The sequence below is a fragment of the Paenalcaligenes sp. DL 463 genome (assembly GCF_057475185.1).
Map to the genome: position 1 here is coordinate 883,381 of NZ_JBYBKX010000001.1, position 16,624 is coordinate 900,004.

Below are 16,624 nucleotides of genomic sequence, written 5' to 3' on the forward strand. Positions count from 1 at the left end.
TTTGCCTAAATCGCTCTCGAGCAGGGTGGTGTAGTCGACAGAATAAGTATCGACTGAGTCAGAACGCAAAAAGCCGCAAATCAAATTGCGGCTTTTTTTCGTATATAGCGTGTATAGGTGTTTATTAGTGCTGATTCGTAGCGAGGTTCTGCTCTGCGTCGCTATGGTTTAGCGTGGATGCTGCTGGTTTCTTTTTAGCCGTGTAGCTCATACCATTGAAAAACAAGTTCAGAGTAATGGCCGAGACTGCAGCTAACAGAATTCCGCTATGTAGCAAGGGCTCTAGTGCGGGTGGCAACTGATGAAACAGTTGTTCTGCGACCAAAGGAATCATGCCAAAGCCCAGACTGATGGCGATAATGTATGGGTTGTGTCGATTTTGATTTAGGTCGGCTGACAATAGAATCTTGATTCCGGTGGACGCCACCATGCCAAACATCACAATCCCTGCACCCCCTAAGACGTAAAGGGGAATGGATGCGACCACAAAAGCCATTTTTGGAAAAAGGCCCAAAGCGATTAAAAAGAACCCGCCCATCACGCAGACCCAGCGGCTACGTACGCCTGTGACGCTAACCAAACCCACGTTTTGTGAGAAAGAGCTATGTGGGAAGGTGTTCAGAATTCCGCCTACTAAGGTGCCCAAGCCATCGGTGCGTAGCCCACGAACTAAGTCTTTACGGGTAGGTGGTCTTTCGCAAATTTCGCCTAGCGCAATAAACATACCCAGTGATTCGACCATGATGACAATCATGATTAATGAAATTACAGCGGCAGCCCCAAAATTGAACGTAGGTAGACCAAAGTGAAAAGGAGTCACCACGGCTACCCATGATGCTTCGTTAATTCCTTCAAAGCTGATGCGGCCTAATGCTAGAGAAATGAGAAAGCCGGCAGCCAAGCCAATCAGTACGGCCACATTGGATAAGAAGCCTTTGGCGTACTTAGTGATAAGCAGAATAATCACGAGCACGGTGAAAGCGATGGCTAGGTTTTCTAACGTTCCGTATTCAGGGTTCGCTACCATTTGTCCCGCTTCGTTAGGGATCATGGGTCTACCACCACCTACCCAGTCTAAACCCACACGCATCAATGTGACGCCAATCACGGTGATGATGGTACCGGTGACTACAGGGGGAAACAGACCCATAAGCCTGCTAAATACGGGTGAAATAAGAATGCTAAACAAACCAGCCAGAATACAAGCACCAAAAATACCGGTCAGACCGAGTTCGGGGTTGGTACCAATAGCAATCATGGGGGTGACAGCGGCAAACGATACACCCATCATCACAGGTAAACGTATTCCAAAAATACCCACGCCCCACGCCTGTATCAAGGTGATGAGTCCGCAGCACAGTAGGTCAGCGTTAATCAGTATCGTGATTTGTTCTTTTGTTAGGCCAAGTGCGTCACCAATAATGAGGGGCACGGCAACGGCACCTGCATACATCACCATGACATGCTGCAGGCCTAAGGTGGACAAACGGCCCATTGGCAAGACTTCATCAACGCTGCTGCCTGGCAGGGTCGACGTTGCCGTCGTAGTTTCTGACATTTTTTAGTCTCCTAGTTAATACGGTATCGATTCCATGACAATCTACGCAACGAAAGACGGGATAGAACCCAGTCGGGGGAATCGGCCATGTGCGTGAGAGTAAAAGCTGGATGGGCCATCTTGGGAAGGTGGACATGCATCCAAGAGAGTGCTTCACGACAGCATTTGGCAGCGTACGGCTATAACGTTATCGGATGAGCATTATTACTGGAAGCATCTTTAGGTGCATAAGGGACATAATGAAATACGTATATTGTAAAAGCATGAAAATTGAGTTTGCGTGAAGTCGCATCAGATGGTGGCTTGCTTAATACGCTTTGCGGTGCAGAACGGTGAAGATGACCGCGTAGTACATCTCTGAGGTAATAACCTAATAGTAGATATCAGCTATTTATGATATGAGCTCGATAAGTGGTGTGTGAAAAAGGTGTTTCTGCTCGTGGATAGTAGGATGGGCGCGGCTTAGAGAAGATGACAAAAGAAAACCCCCTCGTTGATTGAACAACGAGGGGGTTTTGCAGTGCAGTTAGGCTGGGTTGCAGCCTTATGCGTTACTGATCAGACCACAACACGCCAGCGGTTGCCCAGTCTTCGCGTTTGACGTCTACAAAGACGATATCGACGGCTTCGGGCGAGCAGCCCAAAACGCGGCAAGATTCAGCGGTTAGCACTTGTGCCAGTTCACGTTTTTTTTCAACCGTGCGGCCTTCAAAAAGCTTAACTGTAATGGATGGCATAACGATTTCCTTATGGTTAAATTAATTAGGTAGCAAAGTCAGGCTCTTCGCGCAGCAGTTTGCGCAGTAGCGCAGCCCACTCAAGTTCACCACTCGGTTTGGGGCCTAATGAGAGACGGGCTTGCGTCACTTCGAGTACCTCGGGGGCGGGTAACACGATGTTTGTAGAGGCGGCCATGGCGGCTAATTGCGTTTTACATGACTTGTCTAGGTCGAACATTAACGTGTATGCCTCGGCTACGGTGCGTCCACAGGTAAGAGACCCATGGTTACGCAGCAACATCGCGTGGTTGCTACCTAAAGCGGAAAGTAGTCGCTCTTGCTCGGCGGCGCTTAAGGCAAGACCTTCATAGTTGTGGTACGAAATGTGCTTCCAAAATCGCATGGCGTGTTGCGACATGGGCAGCAAGCCTTCTTCCAGTGCTGAGACAGAAATGACCGCGTCGTTATGCAAATGCATCACGCAATGGGCATCGGCACGTGCCCCGTGTACGGCTCCGTGTATAGCGAACCCAGTGGGATTGCCTCGGCGTCCGGTGCCATCAATGACCTCTCCACTGGTGTTAACCAATAGCAGGTTCGAGGCAGTGATTTCTTCAAATCGAAGGCCATAGGGGTTCATTAAATAGGCATCGTCGCGATCCGGCACACGCAGAGAAATATGCGTGTAAACCTGATCATCCCAGCCGTGCTGCACAGCTAAGCGATAACAGGCTGCGAGATCAACCCGCGCTTGCCATTCTTCTTGACTCACTGTCGACGGGCGGGCGGCGTATAGCGTGCTGCTTGGGTCTAAGCGTGGATCAGAAGGGAACATCATACGGCAGCTTGCTCCAGTTCAGCGATGATAGCGCTTTGATCAAGATCGATAACATCACAGTTATCTCCAGGGCCTTTGCGGTCGATGACAATGAAATCCACCACTTGCTCTAAACCCAATAAGGGATGGTGCCACACGCCCGTTGCGTAGTTGACCCCTTGGTCGCCGCGCGCCAAGAAGAGACGTAGTTCGTCTGCTTTAGGAGCGTCACCTGCTGGAGCAACGACCACAAGGTAAGGCTGCCCAGAGGTGGGGATAAAGGCCTGACTGGCCTTGGGGTGGCGCTCCATCATTGTGACTTCAAAAGGTAGCGTACGGGGCTTGCCACGGAAAATGGAGACAATTGCTTGGCCATCCTCACCAGGATCGATGTTAGCTAGATCATGATAACGCTCGGTGTTGCCGTCGTTAATGGTGAAATGCTGAACGTCATCTGACGCTTCGATAACATCCCCGAACTGAGCAAAAGCCTCTCGGGTTAATGTTTCTAGTTTTAGAGTGATGGTCATGTACTCATCCTTTGTAATGGTAAATCATGAGCTGGTTAACAGCTCAGAGCTTAACGAGTTATGGGCGCGCACAATTTGCGGCAAGTCGCTTTGTGTAAGCTGCCCCTCTTGAATTAATATTTTGCCGTTTACAATACTATATGAAACGGAGGCACTGGCACAGAATACGGCTGCGGCAATGGGGTCGTGCAGTGCACCGGTAAAACTAAGTTGGTCGAGATCGAACGCGATTAAGTCAGCAGCATAGTTAGGACTGAGCTGCCCGATATCGTCGCGATTTAAGACATCGGCCCCACCACGGGTAGCAACCCATAAGGCTTCACGCGCTGAAAAATGTCGTGGGTCTTGTTGCGCGACGCGTTGCAGTAGCATGGCTTGTCTGGCCTCATTAATCATGTTGCTACCATCGTTCGATGCGCTTCCGTCTACGCCAAGCCCTATCGGTACGTTGTGGTCAATCATCTTTCGGATAGGAGCGATCCCTGAACCCAAACGCATATTGGAACAAGGGCAATGGGCGATACCCGTTTTGGTGCGACCGAAAAGCTGAATGCCAGCGTCATCTAAGTGTACACAGTGCGCGTGCCAAACATCCGGACCGATCCAACCGAGCTCTTCGACGTATTCGGCCGGTGTACGATTGAATTTTTCTCGAGAATAAGCAATGTCGTTTTGGTTCTCGGCCAAGTGTGTGTGCAGAGATACTTTTAGCTCGCGTGCCAGCTTGGCGGTTTCTCGCATTAAGTCTTGCGACACCGAGAAAGGCGAGCAGGGGGCTAAGACGATACGTAGCATAGAGGCGTGGCTAGCGTCGTGGTAGCGTTCGACGAGACGCTGCATGTCACGCAAAATGTGGTCTTCATCTTCGACGACGGAGTCTGGTGGTAAACCGCCGTCGCTTTCCCCTAGGCTCATGGCGCCGCGACTTGCGTGAAATCGCATGCCCATCTCGTTAGCGGCTTCGATGGTGTGATCGAGTGTGCTGCCGTTAGGGAAGAGGTACAAGTGGTCAGAAGTTGTGGTGCAACCACTGAGTAAAAGTTCGGCCATTGCTGTACGCGTGGACGCGTAAAGCATGTTTGGGGTGATGCGTTCCCAGATAGGGTATAGCGTTTTTAACCAACCAAATAACTCGGCATCTTGGGCCTTGGGCACAGCTCGAGTTAAGGTTTGATACATGTGGTGGTGGGTGTTGACTAACCCCGGTAAGACCACATGATTGCTGAGATCAATGGTGTGATCGACATCAATGTGCTCAGCCCCTTGAGTACTACCCACGTATTCAATGATGTTGTTATTAATAACAACAGCCGCGTCGTTGAGTTCGTCGCGGGTATCATTCATGGTGGCTAGGGTATGGATGTTTTTTAATAACGTTTTCGCCATGGCAAGACCTCGTGCAGAATAAGCCGATGCCTGAGCAAAAAGAGTTTTCAGTCATCGGTTACAGTGTGTGAAGAACCAATGGACTGATACGCGTACCGGCGTGTAATCAAGGACGACATCGTTGTCGCCCTTGAGGGGCAATGAATAGACAGCTACTATGCCTACAACATTACTAAAAACTAGGCGTCAAACTGAGCGTCCAGTCTAAAACGGGCAATTTTACCGATTTCTTGAAGACAAGTGCGGAATTCGTCTTCGGTGCTGTTGTTCAGGCGAGCGTCTACCTTGTCCATGATTTCATGGCGTGTGAGGCCTTTAACAGCAATCACGAAAGGGAAGCCGAACTTTTCGCGGTAGCTGGCGTTAAGCTGTCGTAAGCGCTCAAGCTCATCAGGAGTGCACTGGTCAAGACCGGCCCCTTTTTGTTCGCCTGTGGATTCTTTGGTTAAAGTGCCTGCTTCAGCCTCTTTGCCTGCTAACTCGGGGTGAGCACAAATTAGATCAAGCTGTTCTTGGTGACTGGCTTGCTCAACGGTTTGAAACATGGCGTTGAACAACGCATCAACCGAAGCAAAAGGGCGTTTGGTCCATGCGCGTTCGGCAACCCAGGGGGAATGTTCGAATATGCCGTCTAAGGTACTAACGAATTGCTCTTGGGACTGTTCTGATAACTGAGCAACAGTCGTCTCCGGGTTAAGTGTTTGTGTCATTATGAAGATAGTCCGGTGTAGTTTGTAAAGAGTGTTAATCCATGGCTAGGCTGCATTGGCTCAGTCTCTATACAAAATAAGCGTGTTATTAAGTATAAAGCCGGTGCAGTCTTTTAGTTGGTATGTTTTATCTGTATCCAGTTTAAGTATTCTGCCCATAAATAAAATAGAATTACGCGTATAACTGATATATGTCATTACGTATTCCATAAACGGAATGATTTTAGAGTGACAATCGCGCTTTTTGGAGGATGTCGATGGCGGCAAGACGAGGAGATAACCCGCTAGATACTTATTTATTAAGAGTATTTTGCTTATTAGTGACAGAACGAAGTGTTTCTCGCACTGCTTTTAAAATGAATCAGTCGCAGCCTGCCATTAGCGCTGCATTACGCCGCTTGCGCGATATCATTGGCGATCCGTTATTGGTGCGTGAAAAGGGTGGCATGGTGCCTACTGAGCGTGCGATTGCGCTGTTGGCACATGCTAAAGGGGCGTTGGCTGAAATTGATTGCATGGTTAATACTGAGGATAGCTTTGACCCCTTGGTTAGCCGTAGCGAGTTCCATATCGGTTCTCCTGATTATCTGGCTCCTGTCTTCGTGGGTAACGTTATTGAACGATTGCGACGAGACGCGCCTGAGGCCACACTGAACCTGCATTCATTAGATTCGAACTTCGACTTCGAGCGCTCACTGGCCGAAGGTGAGCTGGATTTGGTGATCGGAAACTGGCCAGAGCCACCAGATCGTATGCATTTGTCTATTTTGCTTGAGGATCAGATTGTCTGTTTGGTGTCAGCCAATCATCCGCTTGTACGAAAGGGGCAGATCACACTTGATGATTACACGAAAGCGCGTCATGTCGTGCCGATGCCTTACTCGATTAATCAACGAGGTGTTATTGACACCGCATTATCGGGTTTACGTATACGTCGAGAAGAGCGTGTCTTGGTGCAGTCGTTTGCCATGGCGCCGTATTTGTTACAGAACACAGATTTGGTTTTCACCACAACGCGTCATTTCGCCGAGTATTACGTTAAGCTTTTGCCCTTGGCTATTATTGAGGCCCCGATCGAGTTTCCCGCTATGCGGTTTTATCAGTTGTGGCACGAACGAAACCGACACTCACCTAGCCATAGGTGGTTAAGACGCCTGCTTAGCGAGTGTGGCATGGCATTAACATCCACCTCTGTTGAAGCCTAGCTTTTGCCGTTCTCGGCGTACTCAGGATATCATTGCCGCTCTTCTTTTTACCTAGCTGCTTTTACGGGGGCATGGCGTACAAAAAAAAGAAGGGCGGTGTTTTTTTGTTGCATGTGTATCGAGAGCAATGCTCCGGTTGTTACATGTTCGTCCGATAATAACGATTGCTTTACTGTTAACTGAGTATTTAGTGTATTCGCCTCAAATGTGGGACCCTCTCACTCTTCTTTCTATTTGCGCTGTTGCCTTCTTTGTTGGTGGCTTAATTGTGGTTTCTGAGCGCTGGCATGGAAAGCTTACGGGTGACAGCGACATGTCTAAGCCCCAAGCGACTCATTTGCGTCCTGCACCTCGAGTGGGGGGCTTGGCTATTCTTGCGGGCTCCCTCGCTGGTTTGTTAGTTTTGGGACCTAGCAATATGACCTTGACGTGGCTGTGGCCCGTCTTGTTCGTGGCTGCTCTTCCTGTGTTTGTGGCAGGCTTAGTTGAAGACATTACGAAAGATGTGGGCTCGATGAAGCGATTGCTTGCCGCTTTTTTGTCGGCTGCAATTGCTTGGTGGCTGTTGGGAGGAGTGTCCAGAGTCGGCGTGTCGTGGGCTGATTGGATACTGGCGTATTGGCCTGTATCGTTATTGTTTACCATGATTGCGGTTGGGGGCTGTACGCATGCCCTGAACATTATCGACGGCATTAATGGTCTAGCGGGAATGATTGCTACGCTGATGGCAATTTCATTGGCGTTAGTAGCGTGGCAGGTACAAGATTATCCAATTTTTCTTATTGCTTCGGCATTGGCTTCGGCGACATTGGGTTTCTTGGCGTGGAACTTCCCTTTTGGACGCGTCTTTCTGGGGGATGGGGGCGCATATTTTTTAGGGTTCATGTTGGCCGAGCTGGCGGTGCAGCTGGTGGTACGTAATCCAAGCGTATCGCCGTTTTATGCGTTAGCCGTATTGTTTTATCCGGTGTTTGAAACCTTGTTTTCAATTTGGCGGCGTAAATTTAAGCGAGGGGTCCCAGTGGACCAGCCTGATGCGTTGCATTTACATCAACTGATTTTCAGACGAATGGTTAGAGTCAGCGTGGTGGCGTCGAATAAGCGCTATGTACCGCCCATGTCGAATGCGATGGCATCCCCTTACTTATGGGGCTTAGCACTCGTTGGTTTGATTCCGGCGACGATTTGGTGGAATAACGCGTGGATACTCTGTGCAAGCATAGTGGTGTTTTCTTTTAGTTATGTCTGGTTATACACGCGTTTAGTGCGTTGGCGTAGGCCGGCTTGGTTGCTGCTGCCGTCAGTGCGGCGCGCCCGTCGTAAACGGTAGTTTTTTTGCATTGTTATCGATGCTTGGGAGAGTTACGTTGCAAGTGAAAGATATTAAGCTCGCTGTTATTGGTTTGGGCTATGTGGGTCTACCTTTGGCCGTAGAGTTTGGAAAAAAGCGATCTGTCATTGGCTTTGATATTAATAGCCGACGCATCAACGAACTGAAGCAAGGCGAGGACCACACACTTGAGGTCGAGCCAGAAGAGTTAAAACAAGCGACGCATCTGCGCTACACCCATGATTCCGCTGAGTTGGCCGAGGCGAACGTGTTTATTGTCACCGTTCCCACGCCAATCGATGAGTATAAGCAGCCTGACTTAACCCCCCTGATCCGCGCCAGTGAAACCATTGCTAAGGTTTTGAAGCGTGGTGATGTGGTGATTTATGAATCCACCGTTTACCCTGGTGCCACCGAAGAAGAGTGTGTGCCGGTGCTCGAACAGGTGTCAGGCTTGCGTTTTAATGAGGACTTTTTTGCTGGGTACAGCCCCGAACGTATTAACCCTGGCGATAAAACGCATCGATTACCAAATATTCGTAAAGTGACCTCCGGCTCGACGCCTGAAATCGCTGATCTTATTAACGCGCTTTATCAGGAAATTATCACGGCGGGTACGCATAAGGCCGCATCAATACGCGTAGCAGAAGCAGCTAAAGTAATTGAAAACACGCAACGTGACGTCAACATTGCTCTGATCAATGAGCTGGCACTGATCTTTAATAAGCTGGACATCGATACTCTGGATGTCTTGGAAGCAGCGGGAACCAAGTGGAATTTTCTCCCTTTCCGCCCAGGTCTTGTCGGTGGGCATTGCATTGGTGTGGATCCGTATTACCTCACGCATAAAGCGCAGTCCATTGGTTATCACCCAGAAATTATTCTGGCCGGTCGCCGTTTGAATGACTCGATGGGCGGTTACGTGGCATCCCAGTTAGTGAAGGCGATGACGAAGAAGCGTATTCAGGTTCAAGGCGCTAAGGTGCTGGTGATGGGCTTGACGTTTAAAGAGAACTGCCCCGATTTACGTAACACACGAGTGGTCGATATTATTCACGAGCTTGCTGATTACGATGTGAATGTGGATGTGTACGACCCGTGGGTTGATGCTGACGAGGCCAAGCGTGAATATGGTATTGACGTTATTTCAGAGTTGAAGCCCGATGCCTATGATGCGATGGTGCTGGCGGTGGCTCATGAGCAGTTTGCTGAAATGGGCGCTGAAGCTATTCGTAAGTTGGGTCGAGCGCAACACGTGCTCTACGACTTGAAGTATGTGTTTGCAAACGGCGAGTCTGATCTCAGACTGTAAGGAAAAGGTAAGGTATGAGCAGTGCATTGAATCAGGCCTTCGCGCAACTTCGTCAACAACCTAAAACATGGTTGGTGACGGGGTGTGCTGGTTTTATTGGCTCTAATTTGCTTGAGGCATTACTTGAGAATGACCAGAACGTGGTGGGGTTGGATAACTTTGCCACTGGACATCAGCACAATTTAGACGAGGTGGCCGCATCGGTGGGGCCTGATAAATGGGCAAATTTCCGTTTTATCGAGGGTGATATTCGCAAGGCCGATGATTGCCAAAAAGCGTGCTCAGGGGTGGATTATGTGTTGCATCAGGCGGCACTCGGGTCTGTCCCTCGCTCGCTAAACGACCCCTTAACGACCAATGACGTGAACATTAGTGGTGCGCTAAACATGATGGTGGCCGCACGCGACGCGAAGGTTAGCGGTTATGTCTACGCGGCCTCTAGCTCTACTTATGGCGATCACCCAGGGCTGCCTAAAGTTGAAGACGTGATCGGCAAGCCCCTGTCGCCGTACGCCGTGACTAAGTACGTGAATGAGTTGTATGCCGATGTTTTTAAACGTGCCTATGACTTTAATAGCGTGGGCTTACGTTACTTCAACGTGTTTGGCCGACGCCAAGATCCGAACGGTGCTTATGCTGCTGTGATCCCTAAGTGGATCTCGACGATGGTGGCGGGTGAGCAAATCACAATTAACGGTGATGGCGAGACCAGCCGTGACTTTTGTTATATCGATAACGTGATTCAAGCCAATATTTTGGCGGCACTGGCGCAAGGCGAAGCGACCGCGCAGGTCTATAACGTTGCGGTCAATGCAAGAACCAGCCTGAATCAGCTTTTTGATTATTTGAAGGCCGAGCTCGCGCGTAATGGCGTCACGTATCAGTTAGACCCGATTCATGGCGAGTTTAGAGCGGGTGATGTGCGGCACTCGCAGGCTGATGTCAAAAAAGCCAATCAGCTACTGGGTTACGATGCCACCTATACGATTGAACAGGGCTTAGCGCAAGCCATGCCTTGGTATTTACGGTTCTTAGCTTGAGCGTCAAAAAAATAAAACAACGCTTGAAATCGGTGCATTCCGATCACCAGCGCATCGCCCGAGGGGCGATGCGCGTAGCATTTTTTTTACTCTTAGGTAAAGCTGCTGGGGCTTTCAAAGAAATGGCCGTGGCCTATCGCTATGGAATTAGCGATGTGGTTGATGCCTACCAGTTCACCATGGTGATGGCGAATTGGCTGCCGGTAACACTGGTGGGGGTGTTGTCAGTGGTACTCATCCCCGTCTTAGTGCAAGCGCGTTACCAAGATACGGCAATACGTCATCGTTTTCTTAACGAGCTGGTGGCCGCAGCCCTAATGCTAGGGGCGTTATTGGTTGCGCTGATTTGGTTCAGTTGGCCTTGGGTGGTTAGCGTCATGGGCTCTGGGCTAAGTCCTGCGGCCCAACAAATGAGTACCCAGTTGATCTCGGCTTTTGCGCCTGCGGCATTACTGACGTTAGTAACGGGAATTAGCGCGGCGCGATTACGTGCGCACGAGCGCCATATTAATACCTTACTCGACAGTGTTCCTGCTTTTTCGATATTAATATGGGTGTTGCTGGCAGCGCCTGACGCTCAAGTGGGCCCTTTGCTGTGGGGGACGCTTGTTGGCTATGTGGTGCAGTGTGTTTGGTTGTATGGTTTGGCGCAACGCGCGGATCAAGTCGTTGTGCTACCTAAGCCCGGCTTTCAGTCCGAACAGTGGCCAGCGCTGCTAACGGCAGCCAGCATCATGTTGATTGGGCAAGTGGCTATGAGCTTTGTCGGCCCTATCGATCAATATTCAGCGGCAAATTTAGGCGATAACGCGAACGCCACCTTAGGCTATGCCAGCCGTTTCATTTCCTTGATGTTGGGGGTGGGTGCGGCGTCGGTAGGGCGTGCGGCCTTGCCCGTGCTTGCTGATGTCAATAGCCGTGGAGATCGTCACCGAGCCCGAAGCATCGCACTGCGTTGGTCATTGATCATGGTTGGTGTCGGGATGGCGGTTTCGCTTTTGGCCCTATGGTTAGCCCCTTGGGGTGTTGCCATACTGTACGAGCGAGGCGCTTTTACAGCCGAGGACACGGCTCGGGTAGCCAGTGTATTACGGTGGGGTCTGTTTCAGCTTCCCTTTTATTTTGGCGTGCTTATTTTAGTGCAGTTGCTGGCAAGCCAAGGTCGCTATACCTTAATGGCCTCAATCGCTGTGTTGAACTTTGCGGTGAAAGCAGCGATGAATATCTGGTTAGCACCTAAAATGGGTGTACAAGGTATTATGCTCGCGACGAGCCTGATGTATACCACCTCGTTTATTTGTTATTTTTTGGCTGCATTGTCTAAGACTCCACTACGGAGTGACGCGGCCAGTAGCACCAACACACAGAAGTCGTAGACATAAACCATGCATATTATGATTGTTATTCACTCTTTGGCTGGGGGTGGAGCAGAACGAGTTGCGGTTGACTTGGCCGCCTATTGGCTAAAGTTGGGCCACGCGGTGTCATTGGTCACTCAAGACACAAAAGATACCGATGCCTATCTCGTGGCAGAGGGGGTGACCCGCTATGAGCTTGGTACCGCAGGTGATTCGGGCGGTGGGTGGCGTGGCGTCTTGGCGAACTGGCATAGGGTGCGTAAATTACGCGGGTTATTTAAGCGTCATCGGCCTGATTGCGTTCTAGGCATGATGACAACCTCTTCTGTATTAAGTGTGACCGCAGCTAAAAATTTAGCGTGCAAAGTGATTGCAACGGAGCACACTCATCCGCCCGTTCAAAAGCTTCCAGAAGTCTGGCAGAAATTGCGTCGTTGGGCGTACCCGCGGGCACATGCGGTGGTGGCTTTGACCTCCGGTACAGCAGAGTGGTTAAACGAACACACTCCCGGCGCTAAGGTAACAGTGATCCCTAATTCGGTAAGGTGGCCCCTGGTTTCAACCGAGCCAGAGGTACTGCCGCCCGAGCGCAAAGGTCGCTTTCGTTTACTGGCGGTGGGGCGTCTGCATCCGGTTAAGGGCTTTGATGTGCTGATTAACGCGTTTTCCTTATTATCCACCTATTTTCCGGCGTGGGATTTAGTGATAGTGGGCGAAGGCGCCGAGCGTGAAAAACTGCAGGCTCAAATCGATGAGCTTTCATTAACGGATCGCATCTCCTTAGTTGGCCGAGTAGGGAACATGAGCGATTGGTACGAGCAGTCTGACCTTTATGTTTTAAGTTCACGTACGGAAGGCTTATCGAACACCTTACTTGAGGCCATGGCATGTGGTTTGGCGGTAGTGGCTTTTGATTGCGAGACCGGCCCACGTGAGATTATCCGTTCCGGACTCGATGGGGTGTTGGTTTCTCCTGCTGAAGATCACGAGGCTTTGGCGGCTCACCTTTCTGACTTAATGGCTCATCCGTTAAAACGAGTGGCGCTGGGTCGCCGAGCGATTGATGTCAGAGACCGCTTTTCGGCGACACGCATTATGGCGCAATGGGAGCAACTGCTTCGTCAACCCGTATCGCCAATAAAACGTTGACCTTAAGGCTTACTCTGAGGGCGTAGCAGATGAAGATCGTACTTTTCGTAGGCTCTATGAATGCAGGCGGCGCTGAGCGTGTTGCGGCCACATTGGTGAATGCCTGGGCCGAGCGCGGGGAAGAGGTGGTACTTGTACCGACGCACTTAGCGTCAAAAACGAGCTTTTACCCCTTGAGTGATCGCGTTAAGCAACGCTGGTTGAATGCGGAGTTTGCCCGCTGGCCGTTGCCAAAGCCTCTGCGAAAATGGTTAGCCATTCGACGTGTACTAAAAACCGAGCAGCCTGATGTGGCGGTTTCCTTTTTAACGAATGTGAACGTGATGGTTTTGTTGGGTAGTCGCGGTATTAATGTGCCCATCGTGGTGTGTGAGCGAACCAATCCTGCGTTTAGTCAAAGTGCGGGCCGTATTTTACGTTGGCTACGCCGTAAAACCTATGGATGGGCGGCAAAGGTGGCGGTGCAAACTGAGGCGAGTGTCAGCGACTTTAAAAGGCTTGAGCCTTCCTTGGGCGATTTGGCTGTGGTGCCGAACCCTTTGCCGGACGAGCTACTGCATGTTCAGCGAGTTGTGTCGGTAGAGCAAGAGTCCGCTGCGCGCATCGTGGCGATGGGCAGGTTGGTGCCTGCAAAAGGCTTCAGTGAATTGATTTCCGCTTTCGCCGAGCTTGCACCCTCTCGGCCGAACTGGCAGTTGTACATCTACGGTGAAGGGCCTTTGCGTCCAGAGCTAGAGCGCAAGGCTGAACTCGTGGGTTTCAAAGATCGCATCCACTTGGCAGGGCGAACCGAGCACCCGTGGCACGAGCTGAATAAAGCACAGATTTTTGTATTGAGCTCTCATTACGAAGGTTTTCCGAATGCTTTGTTGGAAGCGATGGCCTTAGGTTTAGCATGTGTAAGCGTGGATTGCCCTAGTGGCCCTGCGGAAATGACGCGCCAGGGTCAAGATGCGAAGCTGGTTCCGCTTGCTGATCCTGCTGCGTTACAGGAAGCTTTGGGCGAATTAATGGATGATGCGCGTTTACGCGGGGTAATGGGTCAACGAGCCTCACAGTCTGTACGCTCGCGTTACGCCATTTCCACTGTGCTTGCAAAGTGGGATGACATTTTTAACGAAGTGGGTGCCCTAACTCAAGCCCCACATCAGGAGCCATGATGTCCGATTCTGACGTAGCGCCTCTGACCGTTGTTCATATTATTTCCGGATTGGGTCAAGGTGGTGCCGAGACTGTCTTGTACCGCCTTGTCACGGCCCCAACTCAGCGTCATCACAATGTGGTGATTTCGCTTGGCGATGCGGATGTGTTCGGACCTAAGCTAACGGATGCTGGCGTTCCAGTGCATTGCTTAGGCATGAAAGGACCGTTGGCTTTTATTCGTGGCGTGTTGGCCTTGCGTCGCTTACTTAAGTCGTTACAGCCTGGTGTGGTGCAAACATGGATGTATCACTCGGATTTGGTGGGTGGAATTATTGCCCGCTCTGTGGGCATCAAGAATGTGGTGTGGTGCATACGAAACTCGGGAGAACACTTGCACCGCAGTAGCCTGAAGTCTCGTGTTGTGGCGTGGGTCTGTGCGCGGCTATCGAAGCGGGTGCCGAGCAGCATTGTGTCTTGCGCAGAGAACGCCGCTCGTCGACATAAACAGTGGGGGTACGATGCCTCCAAGTTTCAGGTGATTCCCAATGGCTATGAGTTCGATCAATGGAAAGCTGACCCAGCGCTAAGGGCGGACATTCGTCATGAGCTTGGCGTCTCGGATGCTACGGTGCTGATCGGCGCGGTGGCTCGGTGGAACCCGTTAAAAGATCACGCTAATTTGTTGGGGGCTTTTGCTAAGGTGGTAAAGCGCTATCCTGAGGCACAGTGTGTGCTGATTGGGCATGGTCTCGATACCAGCAACGCAGCCTTAATGGATTTAATCAAACAGTTCAAGCTCGAGAGCAATGTGATGCTGTTGGGGCGCCGTGATGATGTGCCTAGGTTGATGACAGCCTTGGATGTGCACGTGCTATCGAGTAATGCCGAAGGCTTTCCAAATGTGGTTTGCGAGGCCATGGCGACGGAGGTCGCTTGCGTGGTCACTGATGTAGGCGATGCCGCATTGATTGTGGGCGAGCAAGGCGTTGTGGTGCCTCCTCGAAATGCGGCGGCCCTAGCGCAAGGCATCATTTCGGTGCTTGATAAGCTGCACAGCGTGGAAGACAGCGAGCGGCGGCGTAAAGGGCGTGAACGCGTTACTCGTTTATTTGGCTTATCAACGATGGTCGATAATTATGATCAGCTTTGGCAGGCTACCCATTCGTCCGAATCCCATGTGTCCGTCGCACGAGCGCAAGGGGCTAAGCGCTTATTGATGGTGGTGAATAATCCCGCTTTCTTTTTGTCTCACCGAGTGGAGATTGCGCTAGAAGCTAAGCGGCAGGGGTATGAGGTGCATGTCGCCACGATGGCGGGCGCAGCGGTAAGCACCATTGTCGAGTTAGGGCTGGCGCATCATGTTATTCCGATGACACGTAGCGGTAAAAATCCGCTGCAAGAACTTAACACGCTTTGGTCGTTGTATCGTTTGTTTAAACGTATACGGCCCAATGTTGTGCATGCCGTTACGATTAAGCCGGTACTGTATGGTGGCATCGCTGCTCGCATGGCGAGGGTGCCGGCTTATCTTGCTGCGGTGTCGGGCCTTGGTTATATCTTTACCCAACAAGATGCGGGCATGACAAGGCGTATGGCCATACAGATGTATCGTCTTGCATTAGGCCATCGGCGTAGCAGAGTGATCTTTCAAAATGAAAGTGATCGTGATGTTTTGATTGAAGCTAAGGTGGTTCAACCCGAGCAAGCCGTTCTTATACGGGGTTCAGGGGTGGATCTCAGTCGGTTTTCCACTGCGGCTAACGAGCCAGTGCCACCCGTCGTGGTACTGATGGTGTCTAGGTTATTAATAGACAAAGGCGTTCGAGAGTTTGTGCAAGCAGCGCGATTAAGCGCCAAACACCCGAGCCGCATGGTTTGGCGTTTAGCAGGCAGCCCTGATCCCGGTAACCCCGCCAGTATTACGCAGGAGGAAGTGCAAGGTTGGCACGATAACGGCTTTATTCAGTGGTTAGGGGAAAGTGATGATGTGGCGGGGCTTTATGCGCAGTCGCATATCGCGGTCTTGCCGTCGTACCGAGAGGGGCTGCCTAAATCATTGGTTGAGGCGGCGGCAGCTGGGGTTGCTGTGGTGACAACCGATGTGCCTGGGTGCCGAGATGCCATTGAGGCTGATCAGACGGGGCTATTGGTTCCGGCTCGAGACGCCACAGCCTTAGCACAAGCCGTGCAACGGCTTGCCGAAGACCAAGCGCTTAGAACTCAGATGGGTGCCGCAGGGCGTAGATTGGCTGAGCAAGCCTTTGATATTAAGAAAATTGTTCAGCAACACATTGCGCTGTACGACTTTCTAAGCGGTGGGCGGCCTTAAAATAAAGTGCCGTATCGCTACGTGCAACAGCCCTGATA

The 16,624-nt window shown here is 50.9% G+C and carries 14 protein-coding genes; 8 read left to right on the forward strand and 6 right to left on the reverse strand.

The features are described 5' to 3' along the window. Positions 1-124: 124 nt before the first annotated feature. The 6 genes from AC2UZI_RS04065 to uraD form a co-directional block, all read right to left on the reverse strand. Positions 125-1,558, reverse strand: coding sequence for a nucleobase:cation symporter-2 family protein (locus tag AC2UZI_RS04065; protein ID WP_486942541.1), 1,434 nt, complete (start codon positions 1,556-1,558; stop codon positions 125-127). Between the two features lie 551 nt (positions 1,559-2,109). After that, positions 2,110-2,295, reverse strand: coding sequence for a 4-oxalocrotonate tautomerase (locus tag AC2UZI_RS04070; RefSeq protein WP_486942542.1), 186 nt, complete (start codon positions 2,293-2,295; stop codon positions 2,110-2,112). Between the two features lie 25 nt (positions 2,296-2,320). Beyond that, positions 2,321-3,115 carry a class II aldolase/adducin family protein gene (locus AC2UZI_RS04075; RefSeq protein ID WP_486942543.1) on the reverse strand — a complete coding sequence of 265 codons (795 nt, stop codon included), beginning with the start codon at positions 3,113-3,115 and terminating at the stop codon, positions 2,321-2,323. Further along, on the reverse strand, positions 3,112-3,624 hold the full coding sequence (locus AC2UZI_RS04080) for an ureidoglycolate lyase (RefSeq protein ID WP_486942544.1): 513 nt from the start codon (positions 3,622-3,624) through the stop codon (positions 3,112-3,114). The genes AC2UZI_RS04075 and AC2UZI_RS04080 overlap by 4 nt, the downstream gene beginning before the upstream one ends. 24 nt (positions 3,625-3,648) lie before the next feature. Then, the gene (locus AC2UZI_RS04085) at positions 3,649-5,010 is read right to left on the reverse strand and encodes an 8-oxoguanine deaminase (RefSeq protein ID WP_486942545.1); all 1,362 of its coding nucleotides are present in this window, start codon (positions 5,008-5,010) and stop codon (positions 3,649-3,651) included. A gap of 179 nt (positions 5,011-5,189) precedes the next feature. Beyond that, entirely contained in the window at positions 5,190-5,720 is a 531-nt protein-coding gene (uraD, locus tag AC2UZI_RS04090) for a 2-oxo-4-hydroxy-4-carboxy-5-ureidoimidazoline decarboxylase (protein ID WP_486942546.1), read from the reverse strand. A 257-nt stretch (positions 5,721-5,977) separates the two neighbouring features. Between uraD and AC2UZI_RS04095 the strand changes: the two genes are divergently transcribed. The 8 genes from AC2UZI_RS04095 (at position 5,978) to AC2UZI_RS04130 (ending at position 16,586) form a co-directional block, all read left to right on the forward strand. After that, the gene (locus AC2UZI_RS04095; protein WP_486942547.1) at positions 5,978-6,925 is read left to right on the forward strand and encodes a LysR substrate-binding domain-containing protein; all 948 of its coding nucleotides are present in this window, start codon (positions 5,978-5,980) and stop codon (positions 6,923-6,925) included. Between the two features lie 205 nt (positions 6,926-7,130). Continuing rightward, positions 7,131-8,255, forward strand: a complete 1,125-nt coding sequence (locus AC2UZI_RS04100) for an MraY family glycosyltransferase (protein ID WP_486943710.1) — start codon at positions 7,131-7,133, stop codon at positions 8,253-8,255. A gap of 19 nt (positions 8,256-8,274) precedes the next feature. After that, the gene (gene tviB / locus AC2UZI_RS04105) at positions 8,275-9,567 is read left to right on the forward strand and encodes a Vi polysaccharide biosynthesis UDP-N-acetylglucosamine C-6 dehydrogenase TviB (RefSeq protein WP_486942548.1); all 1,293 of its coding nucleotides are present in this window, start codon (positions 8,275-8,277) and stop codon (positions 9,565-9,567) included. Positions 9,568-9,581: 14 nt separating this feature from the next. Further along, the gene (locus AC2UZI_RS04110; RefSeq protein ID WP_486942549.1) at positions 9,582-10,607 is read left to right on the forward strand and encodes an SDR family oxidoreductase; all 1,026 of its coding nucleotides are present in this window, start codon (positions 9,582-9,584) and stop codon (positions 10,605-10,607) included. Next, positions 10,604-11,983: a murein biosynthesis integral membrane protein MurJ gene (murJ, locus tag AC2UZI_RS04115; RefSeq protein WP_486942550.1), complete on the forward strand. Its 1,380-nt coding sequence runs from the start codon at positions 10,604-10,606 to the stop codon at positions 11,981-11,983. The genes AC2UZI_RS04110 and murJ overlap by 4 nt, the downstream gene beginning before the upstream one ends. Before the next feature lie 9 nt (positions 11,984-11,992). Then, positions 11,993-13,114 (forward strand): glycosyltransferase family 4 protein, encoded by a 1,122-nt coding sequence (locus AC2UZI_RS04120; RefSeq protein WP_486942551.1) that lies wholly within the window; start codon positions 11,993-11,995, stop codon positions 13,112-13,114. Between the two features lie 29 nt (positions 13,115-13,143). Beyond that, positions 13,144-14,274, forward strand: a complete 1,131-nt coding sequence (locus AC2UZI_RS04125; protein ID WP_486942552.1) for a glycosyltransferase family 4 protein — start codon at positions 13,144-13,146, stop codon at positions 14,272-14,274. Continuing rightward, complete coding sequence (locus AC2UZI_RS04130; protein ID WP_486942553.1) at positions 14,271-16,586, forward strand: glycosyltransferase; 2,316 nt, start codon at positions 14,271-14,273, stop codon at positions 16,584-16,586. Before AC2UZI_RS04125 ends, AC2UZI_RS04130 begins: the two co-directional genes overlap by 4 nt. Positions 16,587-16,624 lie beyond the last annotated feature (38 nt).

Bases quoted from the DNA above. Each gene is read 5' to 3' on its own strand.
- AC2UZI_RS04065 (WP_486942541.1), bottom strand. From the start codon at position 1,558: ATGTCAGAAACTACGACGGCAACGTCGACCCTGCCAGGCAGCAGCGTT.
- AC2UZI_RS04070 (WP_486942542.1), bottom strand. From the start codon at position 2,295: ATGCCATCCATTACAGTTAAGCTTTTTGAAGGCCGCACGGTTGAAAAA.
- AC2UZI_RS04075 (WP_486942543.1), bottom strand. From the start codon at position 3,115: ATGATGTTCCCTTCTGATCCACGCTTAGACCCAAGCAGCACGCTATAC.
- AC2UZI_RS04080 (WP_486942544.1), bottom strand. From the start codon at position 3,624: ATGACCATCACTCTAAAACTAGAAACATTAACCCGAGAGGCTTTTGCT.
- AC2UZI_RS04085 (WP_486942545.1), bottom strand. From the start codon at position 5,010: ATGGCGAAAACGTTATTAAAAAACATCCATACCCTAGCCACCATGAAT.
- uraD (WP_486942546.1), bottom strand. From the start codon at position 5,720: ATGACACAAACACTTAACCCGGAGACGACTGTTGCTCAGTTATCAGAA.
- AC2UZI_RS04095 (WP_486942547.1), top strand. From the start codon at position 5,978: ATGGCGGCAAGACGAGGAGATAACCCGCTAGATACTTATTTATTAAGA.
- AC2UZI_RS04100 (WP_486943710.1), top strand. From the start codon at position 7,131: ATGTGGGACCCTCTCACTCTTCTTTCTATTTGCGCTGTTGCCTTCTTT.
- tviB (WP_486942548.1), top strand. From the start codon at position 8,275: ATGCTTGGGAGAGTTACGTTGCAAGTGAAAGATATTAAGCTCGCTGTT.
- AC2UZI_RS04110 (WP_486942549.1), top strand. From the start codon at position 9,582: ATGAGCAGTGCATTGAATCAGGCCTTCGCGCAACTTCGTCAACAACCT.
- AC2UZI_RS04120 (WP_486942551.1), top strand. From the start codon at position 11,993: ATGCATATTATGATTGTTATTCACTCTTTGGCTGGGGGTGGAGCAGAA.
- AC2UZI_RS04125 (WP_486942552.1), top strand. From the start codon at position 13,144: ATGAAGATCGTACTTTTCGTAGGCTCTATGAATGCAGGCGGCGCTGAG.
- AC2UZI_RS04130 (WP_486942553.1), top strand. From the start codon at position 14,271: ATGATGTCCGATTCTGACGTAGCGCCTCTGACCGTTGTTCATATTATT.